Origin of the sequence: Mycobacterium sp. UM_Kg1 (assembly GCF_000972925.1) — a bacterium.
Taxonomy (GTDB): domain Bacteria; phylum Actinomycetota; class Actinomycetes; order Mycobacteriales; family Mycobacteriaceae; genus Mycobacterium; species Mycobacterium hiberniae.
The window spans coordinates 1-15,160 of sequence record NZ_JRMK01000039.1 but is presented as its reverse complement, the minus strand read 5'-3'; the positions used below and the strand labels follow the sequence as shown (position 1 = coordinate 15,160).

The 15,160-nt window shown below is 68.8% G+C and carries 15 protein-coding genes and 1 pseudogene; 12 read left to right on the top strand and 4 right to left on the bottom strand.

The window, feature by feature from the left end:
• Nucleotides 1-16 precede the first annotated feature (16 nt).
• A complete protein-coding gene (locus tag LI92_RS08550; RefSeq protein WP_046318073.1) occupies nucleotides 17-967 on the bottom strand; it encodes a 2-hydroxyacid dehydrogenase in 951 nt (316 codons plus the stop codon).
• 40 nt (nucleotides 968-1,007) lie between these two features.
• A complete protein-coding gene (locus tag LI92_RS08545; RefSeq protein WP_046318045.1) occupies nucleotides 1,008-1,649 on the bottom strand; it encodes a TetR/AcrR family transcriptional regulator in 642 nt (213 codons plus the stop codon).
• Nucleotides 1,650-1,736: 87 nt separating this feature from the next.
• Here LI92_RS08545 and LI92_RS08540 point away from each other — a divergent pair, with 87 nt between their 5' ends.
• A complete protein-coding gene (locus LI92_RS08540) occupies nucleotides 1,737-2,312 on the top strand; it encodes a VOC family protein (RefSeq protein WP_046318043.1) in 576 nt (191 codons plus the stop codon).
• 115 nt (nucleotides 2,313-2,427) lie between these two features.
• Nucleotides 2,428-2,952, top strand: coding sequence for a hypothetical protein (locus LI92_RS24310; RefSeq protein ID WP_286134955.1), 525 nt, complete (start codon nucleotides 2,428-2,430; stop codon nucleotides 2,950-2,952).
• 24 nt (nucleotides 2,953-2,976) lie between these two features.
• Here LI92_RS24310 and LI92_RS24305 read toward each other — a convergent pair.
• A pseudogene (locus tag LI92_RS24305) lies at nucleotides 2,977-3,130 on the bottom strand (SelB domain-containing protein); the annotation flags it as partial.
• Between the two features lie 78 nt (nucleotides 3,131-3,208).
• Between LI92_RS24305 and LI92_RS08530 the strand changes: the two are divergent.
• From LI92_RS08530 to egtE, 9 genes are all read left to right on the top strand, one after another.
• A complete protein-coding gene (locus LI92_RS08530) occupies nucleotides 3,209-3,535 on the top strand; it encodes a hypothetical protein (protein ID WP_046318071.1) in 327 nt (108 codons plus the stop codon).
• An 83-nt stretch (nucleotides 3,536-3,618) separates the two neighbouring features.
• The gene (locus LI92_RS22230; RefSeq protein WP_082109624.1) at nucleotides 3,619-3,984 is read left to right on the top strand and encodes a hypothetical protein; all 366 of its coding nucleotides are present in this window, start codon (nucleotides 3,619-3,621) and stop codon (nucleotides 3,982-3,984) included.
• 124 nt (nucleotides 3,985-4,108) lie between these two features.
• Nucleotides 4,109-5,557 (top strand): catalase, encoded by a 1,449-nt coding sequence (locus LI92_RS08525; RefSeq protein WP_046318038.1) that lies wholly within the window; start codon nucleotides 4,109-4,111, stop codon nucleotides 5,555-5,557.
• Nucleotides 5,558-5,579: 22 nt separating this feature from the next.
• Nucleotides 5,580-6,212, top strand: a complete 633-nt coding sequence (locus tag LI92_RS08520) for a sensor domain-containing protein (RefSeq protein WP_046318069.1) — start codon at nucleotides 5,580-5,582, stop codon at nucleotides 6,210-6,212.
• Between the two features lie 63 nt (nucleotides 6,213-6,275).
• A complete protein-coding gene (gene egtA, locus LI92_RS08515; RefSeq protein WP_046318036.1) occupies nucleotides 6,276-7,562 on the top strand; it encodes an ergothioneine biosynthesis glutamate--cysteine ligase EgtA in 1,287 nt (428 codons plus the stop codon).
• Nucleotides 7,559-8,839, top strand: a complete 1,281-nt coding sequence (gene egtB, locus LI92_RS08510) for an ergothioneine biosynthesis protein EgtB (protein WP_046318035.1) — start codon at nucleotides 7,559-7,561, stop codon at nucleotides 8,837-8,839. Before egtA ends, egtB begins: the two co-directional genes overlap by 4 nt.
• The gene (gene egtC / locus LI92_RS08505; RefSeq protein ID WP_046318034.1) at nucleotides 8,839-9,531 is read left to right on the top strand and encodes an ergothioneine biosynthesis protein EgtC; all 693 of its coding nucleotides are present in this window, start codon (nucleotides 8,839-8,841) and stop codon (nucleotides 9,529-9,531) included. Before egtB ends, egtC begins: the two co-directional genes overlap by 1 nt.
• Entirely contained in the window at nucleotides 9,528-10,493 is a 966-nt protein-coding gene (gene egtD, locus LI92_RS08500; protein WP_046318032.1) for an L-histidine N(alpha)-methyltransferase, read from the top strand. The genes egtC and egtD overlap by 4 nt, the downstream gene beginning before the upstream one ends.
• Nucleotides 10,490-11,572 carry an ergothioneine biosynthesis PLP-dependent enzyme EgtE gene (gene egtE / locus LI92_RS08495; protein ID WP_046318030.1) on the top strand — a complete coding sequence of 361 codons (1,083 nt, stop codon included), beginning with the start codon at nucleotides 10,490-10,492 and terminating at the stop codon, nucleotides 11,570-11,572. Before egtD ends, egtE begins: the two co-directional genes overlap by 4 nt.
• A 17-nt stretch (nucleotides 11,573-11,589) precedes the next feature.
• Here the strand turns inward: egtE and LI92_RS08490 are convergent, their stop codons facing one another.
• A complete protein-coding gene (locus LI92_RS08490; RefSeq protein WP_152665390.1) occupies nucleotides 11,590-14,010 on the bottom strand; it encodes a DUF7159 family protein in 2,421 nt (806 codons plus the stop codon).
• A 300-nt stretch (nucleotides 14,011-14,310) separates the two neighbouring features.
• On the opposite strand from LI92_RS08490, the gene LI92_RS08485 reads away from it, so the two are divergent.
• The coding region (locus tag LI92_RS08485) for an FGGY family carbohydrate kinase (RefSeq protein ID WP_046318027.1) at nucleotides 14,311-15,160 on the top strand (850 nt) is incomplete at its 3' end.

Below are 15,160 nucleotides of genomic sequence, written 5' to 3'. Positions count from 1 at the left end.
TGTACGTGAGGTGAATCTAACAACCAGTCGGTTGGTTGACTACGTGGGACATTGGCTGCCCGTCACGCAGCCGGCGGCAGTTGTCGACGGCCGCGGCCAGGTAGCGCCGCATGGTGTCCGCGGTGTACCAGCTCACATGCGGCGTCAGCACGACATTGTCCAAACCGAGCAGCGGATTGTCCGCGGTCACCGGCTCGACGGCGAACACGTCGAGGCCCGCGCCGGCCAGCCGCCCGCGGCTCAGCGCGGCCGCCAGCGCGGCCTCGTCGACGATCGGTCCGCGCGAGGTGTTGACCAGCACCGCCTCGGGCTTCATCTGCTGCAGGGCCGTCTCGTCGATCAATCCCTCGGTGGCATCGGTCAGGGGAAGGTGCAGCGAGACGATGTCGGCCGCGGCCAGCAGCTCCGGCAGGGGCCGCCAGCCCGGCGTGCCGTCGTCGCGGGTACTGGTGTGGATGACCTGCGCACCCATGGCACTCACGATATGGGCAACCCGTTGGGCGATGCTGCCGAAGCCGACCAGCCCGACGACGCAGCCGCCGATGTCCCGGCAGTGTTCGCCCAGGTCGGGATCGGTCGGCCAGCCGTGTATCGCCCGGGTCGCTCGGTCCAGCGGCAGCAGTCGGCGCAGCACCGCCAGCATCAGCATCACGGTGCCCTCGGCGACCGAGGCGGCGTTGGCACCCGGCATATTGGCCACCGCGATGCCGCGCTGGGTGGCGACATCGACGTCGATGGTGTTGATTCCCACGCCGAACTTGTGCACCAGGCGCAACCGCGGTCCGCGTCGCAGGTCCTCGCCGGACAGCGGACGCAGCACATGCCAGAGCACCTCCGCCTCGGCCAATTCGCGGTAGAAGGTGGCGTCGTCGTCGGCGGCGCACCACCGGATGTCGAGCCAGTCGGATTCGGGCGCCACGAACGCCGAGACCTTCGGGCCGGGAATGAAGTGGGCCAGGACGCGCACGGTCACGGCTTTGCCTCGGGGGCGGGCGGGCACCACATGCTCAGGAACTCTCCTCGGTATAGATGGCCCGGTAGAACACGTTGGCCAGGGTGCGGATGCAGGCATCGTCGTCGGGGCCGTCGTCGTCGCGGGGCGTGGCGAGTTGGACGTAACAGAACTGGTTGAGCATCGAGACGATCGCCACCGCAAGCAGGGCGGGGTCGTCGTCGGTGCAGTTGCCCTCGGCCTGGGCGCGCTTCACCGTTTCGGTGATGTGGCCGACGGGCACCGCGCAGATCTCCGCCCAGTACCGGGCGAAGTCGTCGTTGACCATCGCGAGCTGAGACACGCCGACCATCTCGGCCAGCCGATTGCGGTAGGTGTACCAGTGCGCGGCGGTTGCCTGCTCGATGCGTTCCCGATCGGTCAGCCCGTGCCGGGTCACGGTAGCCGCTCGCCGGCTGGCCTCGTCGCGGAACCGCAGCGCCCACTCCCGGACCATCGCCTCTTTGGAGTCGTAGTAGTTGTAGAACGACGCCGCCGAACGGCCTGCCTCAGCTGCGATGTCGGCGATGGTGGCGGCCAGCACCCCCTTCCGGGCGATGACTGCGCGGGCGGCGGAGTCGATCGCGGCCTGGGTGCGTCGGCCCCGCTCGGTGGGCAGTGGTTCGCGATGGCCGGGCCGCTCAGGGTGGGTAGACACCGGATCGGACTTCCTGTCTCGGGTCTGGCTCAAATCTGAATCTGATGTTAGATTCAGATTCTGATCTTCGCCAGAGGAGTGTCCGCAATGATCAAGCCGCACGGTGTGAACACCGAATTCGAAATCAGCGGGATCAACCATGTGGCGATGGTGTGCTCCGACATGGAACGGACCGTCGACTTCTACAGCAATATCCTGGGTATGCCGCTGGTCAAATCGCTGGACTTGCCCGCAGGTATCGGCCAGCACTTCTTCTTCGACGCCGGTAACGGCGACTGCGTGGCGTTCTTCTGGTTCCGTGACGCACCGGATGGGGTGCCCGGAATCTCCGCGCCGGCCCACATACCCGGAATCGGCGAGATCACGAGCGCCGTCAGCACGCTCAATCACCTGGCATTCCACGTGCCGGCGGACAAGTTCGACGCCTACCGGCAACGGCTCAAGGAAAAGGGCGTGCGTGTCGGGCCGATCCTCAATCACGACGAGTCCGAGTGGCAGGCCAGCCCCACGGTGCACCCAGGGGTGTATGTCCGCTCCTTCTACTTCCAGGACCCTGACGGAATTACGTTGGAGTTCGCCTGCTGGACTAAGGAATTCACCGGCGATGTAGAGCACGTCAAGCCCAAGACCGCCGCGGACCGACGGGTTCCGGCAAGCACTTAGGAGTCCTGGGTTTATAGGCCGCGGAGGCTGGATGCGAGTCTGGCGGGCAAGCGGCCTCGCTGTCGACCGAACGGTCGATACTGCATAGTGCGGCGTACTAGTACGGTGCGACGGTATGAAAGTTCTCGCGCTCGCGGCTGGACTTGTGTTGGGCTGCGGCGCTATTACGGTCGTTTTCGTCAGCAGACGTACCCGTGCGCGAAGCGGTCGGGGGTCAGTCATCCTGCCGCGCGTCAAGCACCAGGGTGAGCGTCTGCTCAACAATCCGCTGACCTTCCGCACCAGCGCCGCACTGGAATCGATTGCCGAGCGGCTGATCTCCGATGTCACCCCCTACCGGCAGGACCCCGGCGCCCAACAGCTCTACCTGGCAGCCGCCGAACCCGTCGAGGACAGCGCGGCGTTTGTGCTGATATTTCGGACTCCTGCGGAATCGGGCCCGCGATGTGTCATGGAGTCGACAGTCGTGCTCACCCCGTCCGGCGGCGGCACCTCGGGATCGGTTGTCGTCGAGGCATGGCAGACGGTCGATGGAGCCATGGATTCCGTTGCGGTACAGACCGCGAAGGCGGTGCGCGACGGCGTTCGCCGGACAGTCGCACAGCTGGACTCCGCTGCGCAGTTCAGCGACAACTTCTAGGGTGGGTGCGACGCTTGGGTGCCCCACCTCTCGATGGACAGCGTCGAGCCGACGGGTCCAGCCCCGGGAATCGACGTATTCCAGCAGCGGGATCGCAACCCGCCGTGTGGTGTTCAGCGCCCTGTCTGGCTTGCGTAGCGGTGAAAGGCTGCCGCAGCAGCGCCAATTCGCGCATCGCCTCATACCGTCTAGCCCATAGCTGGTGCATAGCCAGGACCTAGCGGCAGCTGGTGTTTGCCCCGGCAAGATGCCCTACATGAGCGAAGTACCCGAGAGCACAGCCCCCTCACCTTCCCCGCCCGCCGAGTTCAAGCCCTACTGGCTCTACCGGCTTGCCGCCTGGGTCGCGATTGTCGCCGGGATTGTCTTCATCGTGTCGTCGATCTTTTTCGCCGGCGCGTGGGTCAGTCACGGCGGACCGCGGGGCCACCACTGTCCCGGCCCGCATGGGCATCACGCCCAGCACGCGATGTTCCACAAGGGCCCGCACCGTCCGGGGCCGATGTGGTGGGGGCCGGACCGTCCCGGTCCTGAGGAACCGGCACCGCCGGTGACCACCACTGCACCCCCGCCGGGCCGCTGATCCCGACCGGCACCGACCACCCAGCCGCCGCCCCCTTCCCGAAGGGCGGCGGCCGGCGTCGTTCTCGGGCATGATGGATGGGTATGAGCGAGCCGCCAGTTTCCACCCCGCCGCCACCTCCGCCGGCAGCCCCTCCGCCGGCACCCCCGAACCGCCTCTACCAGATCGCGGCGTGGGTGGTGATCGTCGCCGGGACCGTGTTCATCGCCGCCGTCATCTTCGGTACGGGCGCTTACCTCAGCGGCGGCTGGTACGGACCACGGCACCACCATCACGGGCCCTGCATGATGCATCACGGGCCGCCCATGGGCCCCGGCTTCGGCCCGGCGGGTCCCGGCGAGGAATCGGAGTGGCCGGGCTTCCGTCCCGCCGGCCCGGGCAACGGGCCGGGCGGGCCCGGGGGACCGCCCCCGCCACCACCCCCGCCGTCTGTCCCGCCGCATCGCTGACCGGCGCCGGCGCGCCGTCGCGCCAGCAGCCGGCCGGCCGAAACAAGGAAAAATCGCGCGCTCGTCAGGTTTTAGCCGCACGCTTTGTGTCAACAGCTCTTGAACGGCAAGAGGAGACAAGCAGATGACCGAGCACCACACCACCACCGATGCCGGAATTCCGGCGCCCAGCGACAGCGAATCCCTGACGGTCGGCCCGGACGGGCCCATTCTGTTGCAGGACCACTACCTGATCGAGCAGATGGCGATGTTCAACCGGGAGCGAATCCCGGAACGTCAGCCGCACGCCAAGGGCGGTGGAGCGTACGGGCATTTCGAAGTCACCGCAGACGTCACCCGGTACACCAGGGCCGCGGTTTTCCAGCCGGGCGCCAAGACCGAAACGCTGACCCGGTTCTCCACCGTCGCGGGCGAGCGGGGCAGCCCCGACACCTGGCGGGACCCGCGCGGATTTGCGACCAAGTTCTACACCTCTGAGGGCAACTTCGACATGGTCGGCAACAACACGCCGATCTTTTTCCTGCGTGATCCGCTGAAGTTCCAGCACTTCATCCGTTCCCAGAAGCGCCGCGCCGCCAACAATCTGCGCGACCACAACATGCAGTGGGACTTTTGGACGCTGTCACCTGAATCCGCCCACCAGGTCACCTGGTTGATGGGTGATCGCGGGATTCCGAAGAGTTGGCGCCAGATGAACGGCTACTCCAGCCATACCTACAGCTGGATCAACGCGGCCGGCGAGATCTTCTGGGTGAAATACCACTTCATCAGTGATCAGGGCGTTGAGTGTCTTACGCAGGAGGAGGCCGACCGGCTGGCCGGCGTTGACGGCGACTACCACCAGCGTGACCTCTACGACGCGATCGAGCGCGGCGAGCATCCGAGTTGGACCCTGAAGATGCAGATCATGCCGTTTGAGGAGGCGAAGACCTATCGCTACAACCCATTCGACCTCACCAAGGTCTGGCCGCACGGCGACTACCCGCTGATCGACGTCGGCAAGCTGACGCTGGACCGCAACGTCACCGACTATCACAGCGAGATCGAGCAGGCGGCGTTTCAGCCCAACAACATGGTTCCCGGAACCGGCTTGAGCCCGGACAAGATGCTGCTGGCCCGAGGGTTCTCCTACGCCGACGCCCACCGGGCCCGGATCGGGACGAACTACAGTCAATTGCCGGTCAACGCACCGAAAGTCGAGGTGCACAGCTACTCCAAAGACGGCGCCATGCGGTTCGTCAACGCGACGGACCCGGTGTACGCGCCGAACTCGATGGGTGGCCCCAAGGCTGATCCGGCCCGGGCCGCCGAAGTGCGGTGGTACTCCGACGGGGAGATGGTGCGCGCCGCCTACACCCTGCGCCCCGACGACGACGATTTCAGCCAGGCGCGCACCCTGGTCCGGGACGTCCTCGACGACGATGAACGCAAGCGACTGGCGGCCAACATCATTGGGCACGTCTCGGCGGGTGTCACCGAACCGGTGCTGTCGCGGGTATTCGAATACTGGCACAACGTCGACCCCGATCTGGGGAGCGCGGTCGAGGCCGGGGTGCGGGCCAACCTTGCTTGACGGCCGGCGGGCCACCACAACCCTGCGGGTGGCGCTGGGCCTGGCCATCGTCGGCGTGGTGGTCGCTCCGGCGGCCGGCGCCGGCCCTTCGGAGCCGGGCGTGGTGTCCTATGCGGTACTGCCCAGGGGTTCGGTGGGCAACATCGTCGGTGCCCCGATGACGTTCGAGGCCGTCTCCGGCGAGCCGTTCCAGGCGTTCTGGGTCGACGACCCGGCGTGCAACAACTGGGCTGACATCGGCCTGCCCGAGGTCTTCAACGATCCCGACCTGGCGTCCTTCAACAGCGCCGTCACCCAGACGTCGGCCACCGATCAGGGCCATTTCGTCAAGCAGGCGGTGGGGGTGTTCGCCAGCACCGAGGCGGCCACCGGCGCCTTCCGCCGTGTCGTGGACCGAACCGCCGGCTGTTCGGGCCGGACCACCGCGATGCACCTGGCCAGTGGAGTCACACAGGTCTGGTCGTTTGGCGGCGGACCGGCCACCGCAACCGATGCGGCCTGGACCAAGCAGGAGGCCGGCACCGACCGACGCTGTTTCAACCAGACCCGACTGCGGGCCAACGTGTTGCTGCAGGCCAAGGTCTGCCAGTCGGGCAATGCCGGCCCGGCGGTAAACGTGCTGGCCGGCGCCATGCAGAACACTTTGGGTCAGTAAACGCCGGACAACGTGTCGGTGCACTCCGGTAGCGTCGGGAGGATCGACGGGGGAGGGGTTGAGATGGGTTTCGCCGCGGCGACGCAATTGTCCCGCGGCGATGAACCGTGCCTGGGCGGGCCGGAATTGTCCGGTGCCGCCGACGCGGCCGACTACATCATCCAACGTTGCCTCACCGACGCCCCGCATGGCCGGGTAGGCCTGGAAATCGAGGCGCACTGCTTCGACCCGGCCAATCCGCACCGGCGCCCCGGCTGGGCGGAGATCGGTGCGGTACTGCGTCACATGCCGGAGTTGCCCGGCGGAAGTGCTGTCACCGTCGAACCGGGCGGCGCCGTGGAGCTCTCCGGCCCGCCGCTGGACGGCGCCCTCGCCGCGATCGAGGCGATGACCGCCGATCAGGCGGTACTGCGGTCCACGTTCGCCGATGCCGGGCTCGGTCTGGTGCAACTGGGCGCCGACCCGCTGCGGCCAACCGAGCGGGTCAACCCGGGCGAGCGTTACGCAGCCATGGAACAGTTCTTTGCGGCCAGTCACACCGGTTCGGCCGGGGCAGCGATGATGACGGCGACGGCGTCCGTGCAAGTCAATTTGGACGCCGGCGCCCGGTCCGGCTGGGCTGACCGGGTTCGGCTGGCCCACGCGCTGGGACCGACGATGGTCGCGATCGCCGCGAACTCGCCGCTGCTCAGCGGTGTCTTCTCCGGTTGGTGCTCCACCCGGCAGCGGGTGTGGAGCCGGCTGGATTCGGCCCGCTGCGGTCCGGTCCTGGCTCTGGCGGGCACCGACCCAGCCACCGACTGGGCGCGTTACGCGCTCAAGGCGCCGGTCATGCTGGTGCACACGCCCGAAGCGATTCCGGTCAGCAGGTATGTCCCGTTCGCCGACTGGGCGGACGGGCGGGTTCGCCTCGGCGGGCGCCGTGCCGGCACCGAAGACCTCGACTACCACCTGACCACCCTGTTCCCGCCGGTGCGCCCGCGGGGCTGGCTGGAAATCCGTTACCTCGACAGCGTCGGCGACAGGCTCTGGCCGGCGCTGGTCTTCATGCTTGCCACCCTGCTCGACGACCCCGTTGCCGCCGGCAGTGCCGCCGAAGCCGTCGAACCCGTCGCGACTGCCTGGGATGTCGCCGCGCGAGTCGGCCTGGCCGACCCGCGGCTAAATGCGGCCGCCGGGCACTGTGTTCGCCTGGCCGCCGAGCGGGCGCCGGAGTCGCTGCGCGAGGGGATGCATCGGCTGGCCGTCATGGTCGAGCGCGGCCGCTGCCCGGCCGACGACGTCACCCAGCAGGCGGCCGAGGCCGGCGTCCCGGCTCTGGTGACCCGGTTGGCCCGCGGACAGTCATGACCGCACGGGAGACCTTGGTCCGCGACCTGACGCGGGCGCGTGAGCGCACGCTGGCGCTCGTGGCCCTCGATGACACCGAGCTGCTGCGTCAGTACGACCCGCTGATGAGTCCGCTGGTGTGGGACCTGGCCCACATCGGCCAGCAGGAGGAGCTGTGGCTGCTGCGCGATGGAGATCCCGCACGGCCGGGCATGCTGCCCGCCGATGTCGAGGGCCTCTACGACGCCTTCACCCACCCGCGTGTCAGTCGGGTCGACCTACCGCTGCTCGCGCCGCAGCAGGCCCGGAAGTACTGCGCCACAGTGCGTTCCAAAGTTCTCGACAAGATCGGTGCACTATCCGATGAGAACGGGGACGGGTTCGTCTTCGCCATGGTGCTCAGCCACGAGCACCAGCACGACGAGACCATGCTGCAGGCGCTGAACCTGCGTGCCGGGGTGCCTGTACTGCGCCCGGGCGGCGCAGTGCCGACCGGCCGGCCCGATCTGGCGGGCACTTCGGTGCTGGTGCCCGGCGGCGAATTCGTGCTCGGCGTCGACGCCGCCGACGAGCCCTCCTCGCTGGACAACGAGCGCCCCGCGCACCGTGTCGACGTGGCGGCGTTCCGGATCGGCCGGGTTCCGGTGACCAACCGGGAATGGCGGGAATTCATCGCCGACGGCGGCTATCGGCAACGGCAGTGGTGGAGCGAACGCGGATGGCGCCACTGCGTAGAGGCTGGGCTGACGGCGCCGCAGTTCTGGTGTCCCGACCTGCGGTCTCGGGTACGGTTTGGTCACACCGAGGAGCTGCCCGACGACGAGCCGGTCCAGCATGTCAGTTACTTCGAGGCGCAGGCGTATGCCGCATGGGCCGGCGCTCGGCTGCCCACCGAGATCGAATGGGAGAAGGCCTGTGCCTGGGATCCGGCGACAGCGACGCGCCGGCGCTATCCCTGGGGCAGCGCCGAACCGTCGGCCGCACTGGCCAACCTCGGCGGCACGGCGCTGCGTCCGGCGCCGGTGGGGGCATATCCGGACGGGGCCTCGGCGTACGGAGCCCAACAACTGCTCGGCGATGTCTGGGAGTGGACCAGTTCGCCCCTGCAACCGTGGCCCGGCTTTCGCCCCATGATCTACCAGCGATATTCCGAACCGTTCTTCGGCGGTGACTACCGGGTTCTGCGTGGCGGATCGTGGGCGGTTGCGGGCGAGATCCTGCGGCCGAGCTTCCGCAACTGGGACCACCCCTACCGGCGGCAGATCTTCGCCGGAGTGCGACTCGCCTGGGACGCCTGATGTGCCGGCACCTGGGCTGGCTGGGACGGCCGCGAACACTGGCCGAGCTGGTCCTGCAACCGCCATCCGGGCTGCTGGTGCAGTCCTATGCGCCGCGGCGGCAGAAACACGGCTTACTCAACGCCGACGGTTGGGGCGCGGGCTTTTTCGACGGCACGACGCCGCGGCGGTGGCGCAGCGCGGCACCGCTGTGGGGTGACGCCTCGTTCGCATCAGTGGCCCCGGCGCTGGCCAGCCATTGCGTCGTGGCAGCGGTGCGTTCGGCCACCGTCGGCATGCCCATCGAAGCCAGTGCCACCGCACCCTTCACCGACGGGACGTGGCTGCTGTCGCACAACGGCGTGGTCGACCGCACGGCGTTACCCGGCGTCACGGCGGCGGAATCGGTGTGCGACAGCGCACTGTTGGCTGCCGCGATATTCGAACGCGGGGTGGAGTCGTTGGGTGCCGTGGTCGCCGAGGTGGGCGCGTCCGACCCGCATGCCCGACTGAACATCTTGGCCGCCAACGGCACTCGAATGTTGGCCACGACCTGGGGGGATACCTTGTCGATGTTGCACAGTGCGGACGGAGTGGTGCTGGCCAGTGAGCCCTACGACGACGACCCCCGGTGGGTGGACATACCCGACCGGCATCTGATCGAGACTTCCGGCGGCGAGGTCCGCCTCACCGCGTTGGACACGGCCCCGTGACCGTCTCGATCGCCAACCATCTGGCTGCCGACGCGGCTCGCAGCGCGTTGCGGCAAGATGTCCGTCACGGCTTGGCGCAAGTCCCGAAGTCGCTGCCGCCCAAGTGGTTCTACGACGACGTGGGCAGCGAGCTGTTCGACAGGATCACCCGACTGCCCGAGTACTATCCCACCCGCGCCGAGGCGCAGATCCTGCGGACTCGTGCTGCGGAGGTCGCGGTCCTGTCCGGCGCGGACACCCTGGTGGAGCTGGGCAGCGGAACCTCGGAAAAGACCCGCCTGCTGCTGGATGCGTTGCGCGACAACCGGACGCTGCAACGGTTCGTCCCGTTCGATGTGGACGCCGGCGTGCTGGAGAAGGCCGGGGAGGCGATCGCCCGGGACTATCCCGGGGTGCAAGTGCACGGCGTCTGCGGCGACTTCGAACATCATCTGGCGCAGATCCCCGACGGCGGCGTAAGGCTGTTCGTATTCCTGGGTTCGACCATCGGCAATCTGACACCCGGACCGCGTGCTGACTTTCTGGCGGATCTGGCGGCCGTCATGCGCGACGGCGATGCGCTGCTGCTGGGCACCGACCTGGTCAAGGACACCGACCGGCTGGTGCGCGCCTATGACGATGCAGCCGGTGTCACCGCGGCGTTCAACCGCAACGTACTCGCGGTGGTGAACCGCGAACTGCATGCTGACTTCGATCTGGACGCCTTCGCCCATGTGGCGCGGTGGAACGCAAGCGAACAGCGCATCGAGATGTGGCTGCGTGCCCGCCGCGCGCAGCACGTGGTCATCGGCGACTTGGGCATGGCTGTCGACTTCGCCGCGGCCGAGGAGATGCTGACCGAGGTGTCGTGCAAGTTTCACCCGGACCAGGTGGCCGCGGAGCTGGCCGCCGCGGGACTGCGGCGGCGACGATGGTGGACCGACACCGCCGGTGATTTCGGCTTGTCACTGTCCATCAAATGAGTCTGGGGGCAACCTGGCGCGCGGCGCGCCCACCGGCCGCGGGACTGCACCTGGACAGCGCGGCCTGCTCGAGGCAGAGCTACGCAGCGCTGGATGCCGCCGCCCGCCACGCCCGTCACGAAGCCGAGGTCGGTGGCTACGTAGCTGCCGAGGCGGCCGCACCGGTGCTCGACGCCGGCCGGGCAGCCTTTGCGGCATTGACCGGCATCCCCGACGGTGCGGTGGTGTTCACCACCGGCTCGCGAAACGCGCTGGAGCTACTGCTGTCCCGCTGGCCGGGCACGCATCGCACGCTGGCCTGCCTGCCCGGCGAGTACGGACCCAATTTGGCGGTGATGGCCGCCCAGGGTTTCACCTGGCGGATGCTGCCGGTGGACCGGGACGGCCGGCTGTTGCTCGACGAGGCGGCAGCAACACTGGGTGCCGACCCGCCCGATCTGGTCCACCTGACCCCGATCGGCAGTCACCGTGGGCTGGTTCAACCGCTGGCTGAGATGGTCGTGATGTGCCGCGGGCTCGGCATTCCCCTGGTGGTGGATGCCGCGCAGGCGCTGGGCCAGATCGACTGCGCGGTCGGGGCGGACGCCGTCTATTCGTCGTCACGCAAGTGGCTTGCCGGTCCGCGTGGCGTCGGAGCTCTGGCGGTTCGGTCCGACCTGGCCGAGCGGGTAGCGCCCGGACCGGCGGCCGGTGAGGTGAATGTGGCCGCACAGGTGGGGTTCTGCGTGGCGCTGGGGGAATACCTGACAGCCGGTCCGGCGGCGGTGCGCACCGCGCTGGCCGCAGCGGGCGCCCGCAGTCGCCGGGTGCTGGCTCAGCTGCCCGGCTGGCGGGTGGTCGAACCCGCCGACGAACCGAGCGCCATCACCACCTTGGCCCCACTCGGCGGGGCCGACCCGGTGGCGGTGCGTGCCCGGCTGATCGCCGAGCACGGGATCGTCACCACGGCGGCCGGCGTCGAACGCGCACCGGGCGAACTCACCGCTCCCGTGCTGCGGATCTCACCGCACGTAGACGCCACCCAGGGGGACCTGGAGCTGTTCGCGGCGGCGTTGGCCGGCGGCGCGGGCGCGGGCTGAGCGCCGCACCTACGGTGCTAGTGGCCGAACAGGCCGCCGCCGCGACCGCCGAACAGGCCACCGCCTCCGCCGCCGAACAGCCCGCCGCCGGGCTTGCCGCCGCCGAAGATGCCGCCGGGCTTGCCGCCGCCGAAGATGCCGCCGGGCTTGCCGCCGCCGAAGATGCCGCCGGGCTTGCCACCGCCGAAGATGCCGCCCGGGTTGCCGCCGCCCAGCTTCGGCAGGGAGGGCGCGCCCGGCGCGGGAAGCGAGGGCAGTGACGGAGCCTGGGGTGCCGGAAGTGACGGCAGGGCCGGAAGCGCCGGGGAGTTGGGCGCCGGGAGGCTGGGCAGCGCCGGCGGCTTGAATGCCGGAATGCTGGGTGCCACCGGAATCGCCGGTGCGCTCGGCGCCGGGATCGCGGGCAGCCCAGGGAAGGTCGGCGCGCTGGGTGCCGGAAGGGCAGGCAGGCCGACGGGCGGAGTCGAGTTCGGGGGCGCAATAGGCAGGTTCGGCAGCTGCAGCGGCGGGCTCGGGTTGGCCACCGGCGGGCTGGGCAGCTGGAACGGCGCCTCAGGCAGCTTGACCGGCACGTCGGGAACCGCGGCCGGTGGGTCGGGCAGCTTGACCGGCAACTCCGGCAACGTGATCGGGGCGTTCGGCACGTTGGCCGGCGGGTCGGGCAATTGGATCGGCGGGTTGGGTTTGACGACGGGCAGGTCGGGCTTGATCACCGGGGGGTTGGGTTTGACGACGGGCAGGTCGGGCTTGATCACCGGGGGGTTGGGTTTGACGACGGGTGGGTCGGGCAGTTCGATCGGCGGGTTGGGCTTGATGACCGGCGGAATGGGTTTGACGACTGGGGGGTTGGGTTTGACCACGGGTGGGTCGGGCAGTTCGATCGGCGGGTTGGGCTTGATGACCGGCGGAATGGGCATGACGACTGGCGGGTTGGGTTTGATCACCGGAGGATCGGGCAGCTCGATCGGGGGTTGCGGATTGACCTCCGGAGGGTCGGGCTTCACCACCGGCGGGATTGGCGCCGCGGGCTTCTTCCCGGGCGACCCCCACAGGAAGGACAAGCCGGACAGGCCCGCAAGGACGGGCCGGTGCGGGACCGGCCGTGGGAGCGGCGCCAGCAGGAACGGCAGGGGAGCTTGCACCGCCGGCGTCGCAAGCCCCACCGGCGGCCCGAACACCGGGGCCGGCACGGACTCCGGCCCGCTCCCTGCCTCGGCAGCAACAGCGATCGGTGCGGGCAGCCCCGGCAGTGGGACGCTCGCGGGGACCGCCGCCGGCAGGTCCGGCGGCGCCGGCACGTCCAGCGGCGCTGGGAGATCCACCGGCGGAAGCGGAATCGGGTTCGCCGGCGCCGGGCCCGTGATCGGAGGTGCTCCCCCGAAGGGTTCGCCGGCCGGCACCTGAAGGTTCGGTGCCCGGTGCGGAATCGTCAACGCCCGGCCCAGTTCCGGACGCAGCGCAACCAGGTTCGGGGTGATGTCCAGCGTCATCGCCACCATCAGCGCCGATGCCGCCGCAAAGGTGGCCGACGCCAGCGCCGCACCGGCCACCAGCAGCGGGCGACGGGGCGGCTGATCGGCGGGCGGCAGGATTTCGGTGACGGCTTCGGCCTCCTCGTCGGGCACAGCGCTGTAAGCCATGTCGTCGGGGGCGAAATCGGGAATGTCGTAGTAGCTCAGGCCCAGAGCATCAGATGCGGGTTCTCGGGTGTAGGCCAGGGCCGCAGCTGAGGTGGGCGTGCCGGTACCGATCAGGCGTGCCGAGGCCAGCGCCGCGCCCCGAGCCAGGGCCGCGTGGGGCTGTTCGGGCTCGCACACCTCGTGGGGCACAGTCGCCTCCAGTCGCGGCCGCAGTGCCGTCGAATCGCCCTCGGAGCAGATCAGGAACAGGCCGTCCGGGCACGTCGGCGCCGCGTTCAGGCGGTCGGCAGCGGTGTCGACCGCGGCGGTGGCGTCGCCGTCATCGAGATGCTGGCGGAAGATCCGGGTGACGGTGCCGTCGGTGCAGTCGATCATGGCCAGCGTGGCCGCTTGCGCTTCCACGGACAACAGGCCCATCCGGTCGCAGCCGACCGTCTGCCCCAGGTTGTGGGTCAGGCTCGCCGCCGCAAGTACCGGGGAGATCAGCGCAACGTTCTCCATGCCGGCGAGGGCACCGCTGGAAAGCCGCGAACTCAGGGCGGCTGCGTCCAGTGCGTCAGTCGCGGTGACCCCGGTCGATACCAGGTGATGGCCGGCCGACTCGGCGGTGTCGCGGGCCCGCAGGATCGCCGCGATCAAGGCGTCGACGGCGGCGAACCGTGCGGAGTTCTCGGAGGAGGGCACGTCGATGCTGAGCTCCTGCAGCGTGACGCCGTCCCCGCGCTCGCCGCAGACCAGGACGGTGTGGATGGTGGTGGGTTCGCTCGACGCAAGTGCCACACCAAGGACGACGTCCATTGATCCTCCGGATTCAGTTCTGACCTGCACGCGGGGGGTTCGCGGCGGGCTGTTCAGCGAACTCATCGGTGCCGTTTCGACACCGTTTGTTCACCAACATGACATCTACTCGCGATATCTCGAAATATGCGTCTGAGTGAATGAATAGCAACTGATGGCTTCGTGAAGAAAGCCTAATTTTGTGCGCCGGTGGGCACGGTCGCCGCGATCCTGGCTCGTACCGCCACTCGAGCGGACAACCTGGGCCATGATGGACGCGGCACCGACCAGCACCGGTAGGGACAGGGACAGGAGTCAGACTTGGCCGATTTCGTCGCGTCGATCGACCAGGGCACCACCAGCACCCGCTGCATCATCTTCGACCACGACGGCGCCGAAGTGGGCCGTCACCAGCTCGAGCATGAGCAGATTCTGCCGCGCGCGGGCTGGGTGGAGCACGATCCGTTCGAACTGTGGAACCACACCGCGGCGGTGCTCGTCTCGGCACTCAACACCACCAAGCTCCACGCGTCGGATCTGGCGGCCCTGGGTATCGCCAACCAGCGCGAAACAACGGTGGTCTGGAACAAAACGACCGGCCAGCCCTACCACAATGCGATCGTCTGGCAGGACACTCGCACCGACGGCATCGCGGCGGCACTCGAGCGCGACGGCCACGGCGAGTTGATCCGGCGCAAGGCGGGCCTGCCGCCGGCCACCTATTTCTCCGCGGGCAAGCTGCAGTGGATTCTGGACAACGTCGAGGGGGTGCGCGCCGATGCCGAACGCGGTGACGCGCTGTTCGGCACCTGCGACAGCTGGGTGCTGTGGAACCTGACCGGGGGTCCGCGCGGAGGCGTGCACCAGACCGACGTCACCAACGCCAGCCGCACCATGCTGATGGACCTCGAAACGCTGGACTGGGACGACGAGCTGCTGGCGTTGTTCTCCATCCCACGGTCGATGCTGCCGCGCATCACGGCGTCATCGACGCGACGCCGGCATCCTGTCACCTCCGGCACCGGACCGATACGTGGCGAAGTGCCGATCGCCGGGATTCTCGGCGACCAGCAGAGCGCCATGGTCGGACAGGTGTGCCTGTCGGCGGGCGAGGCGAAGAACACCTACGGGACCGGAAACTTCCTGCTGCTCAACACCGGTGAGCAGATCG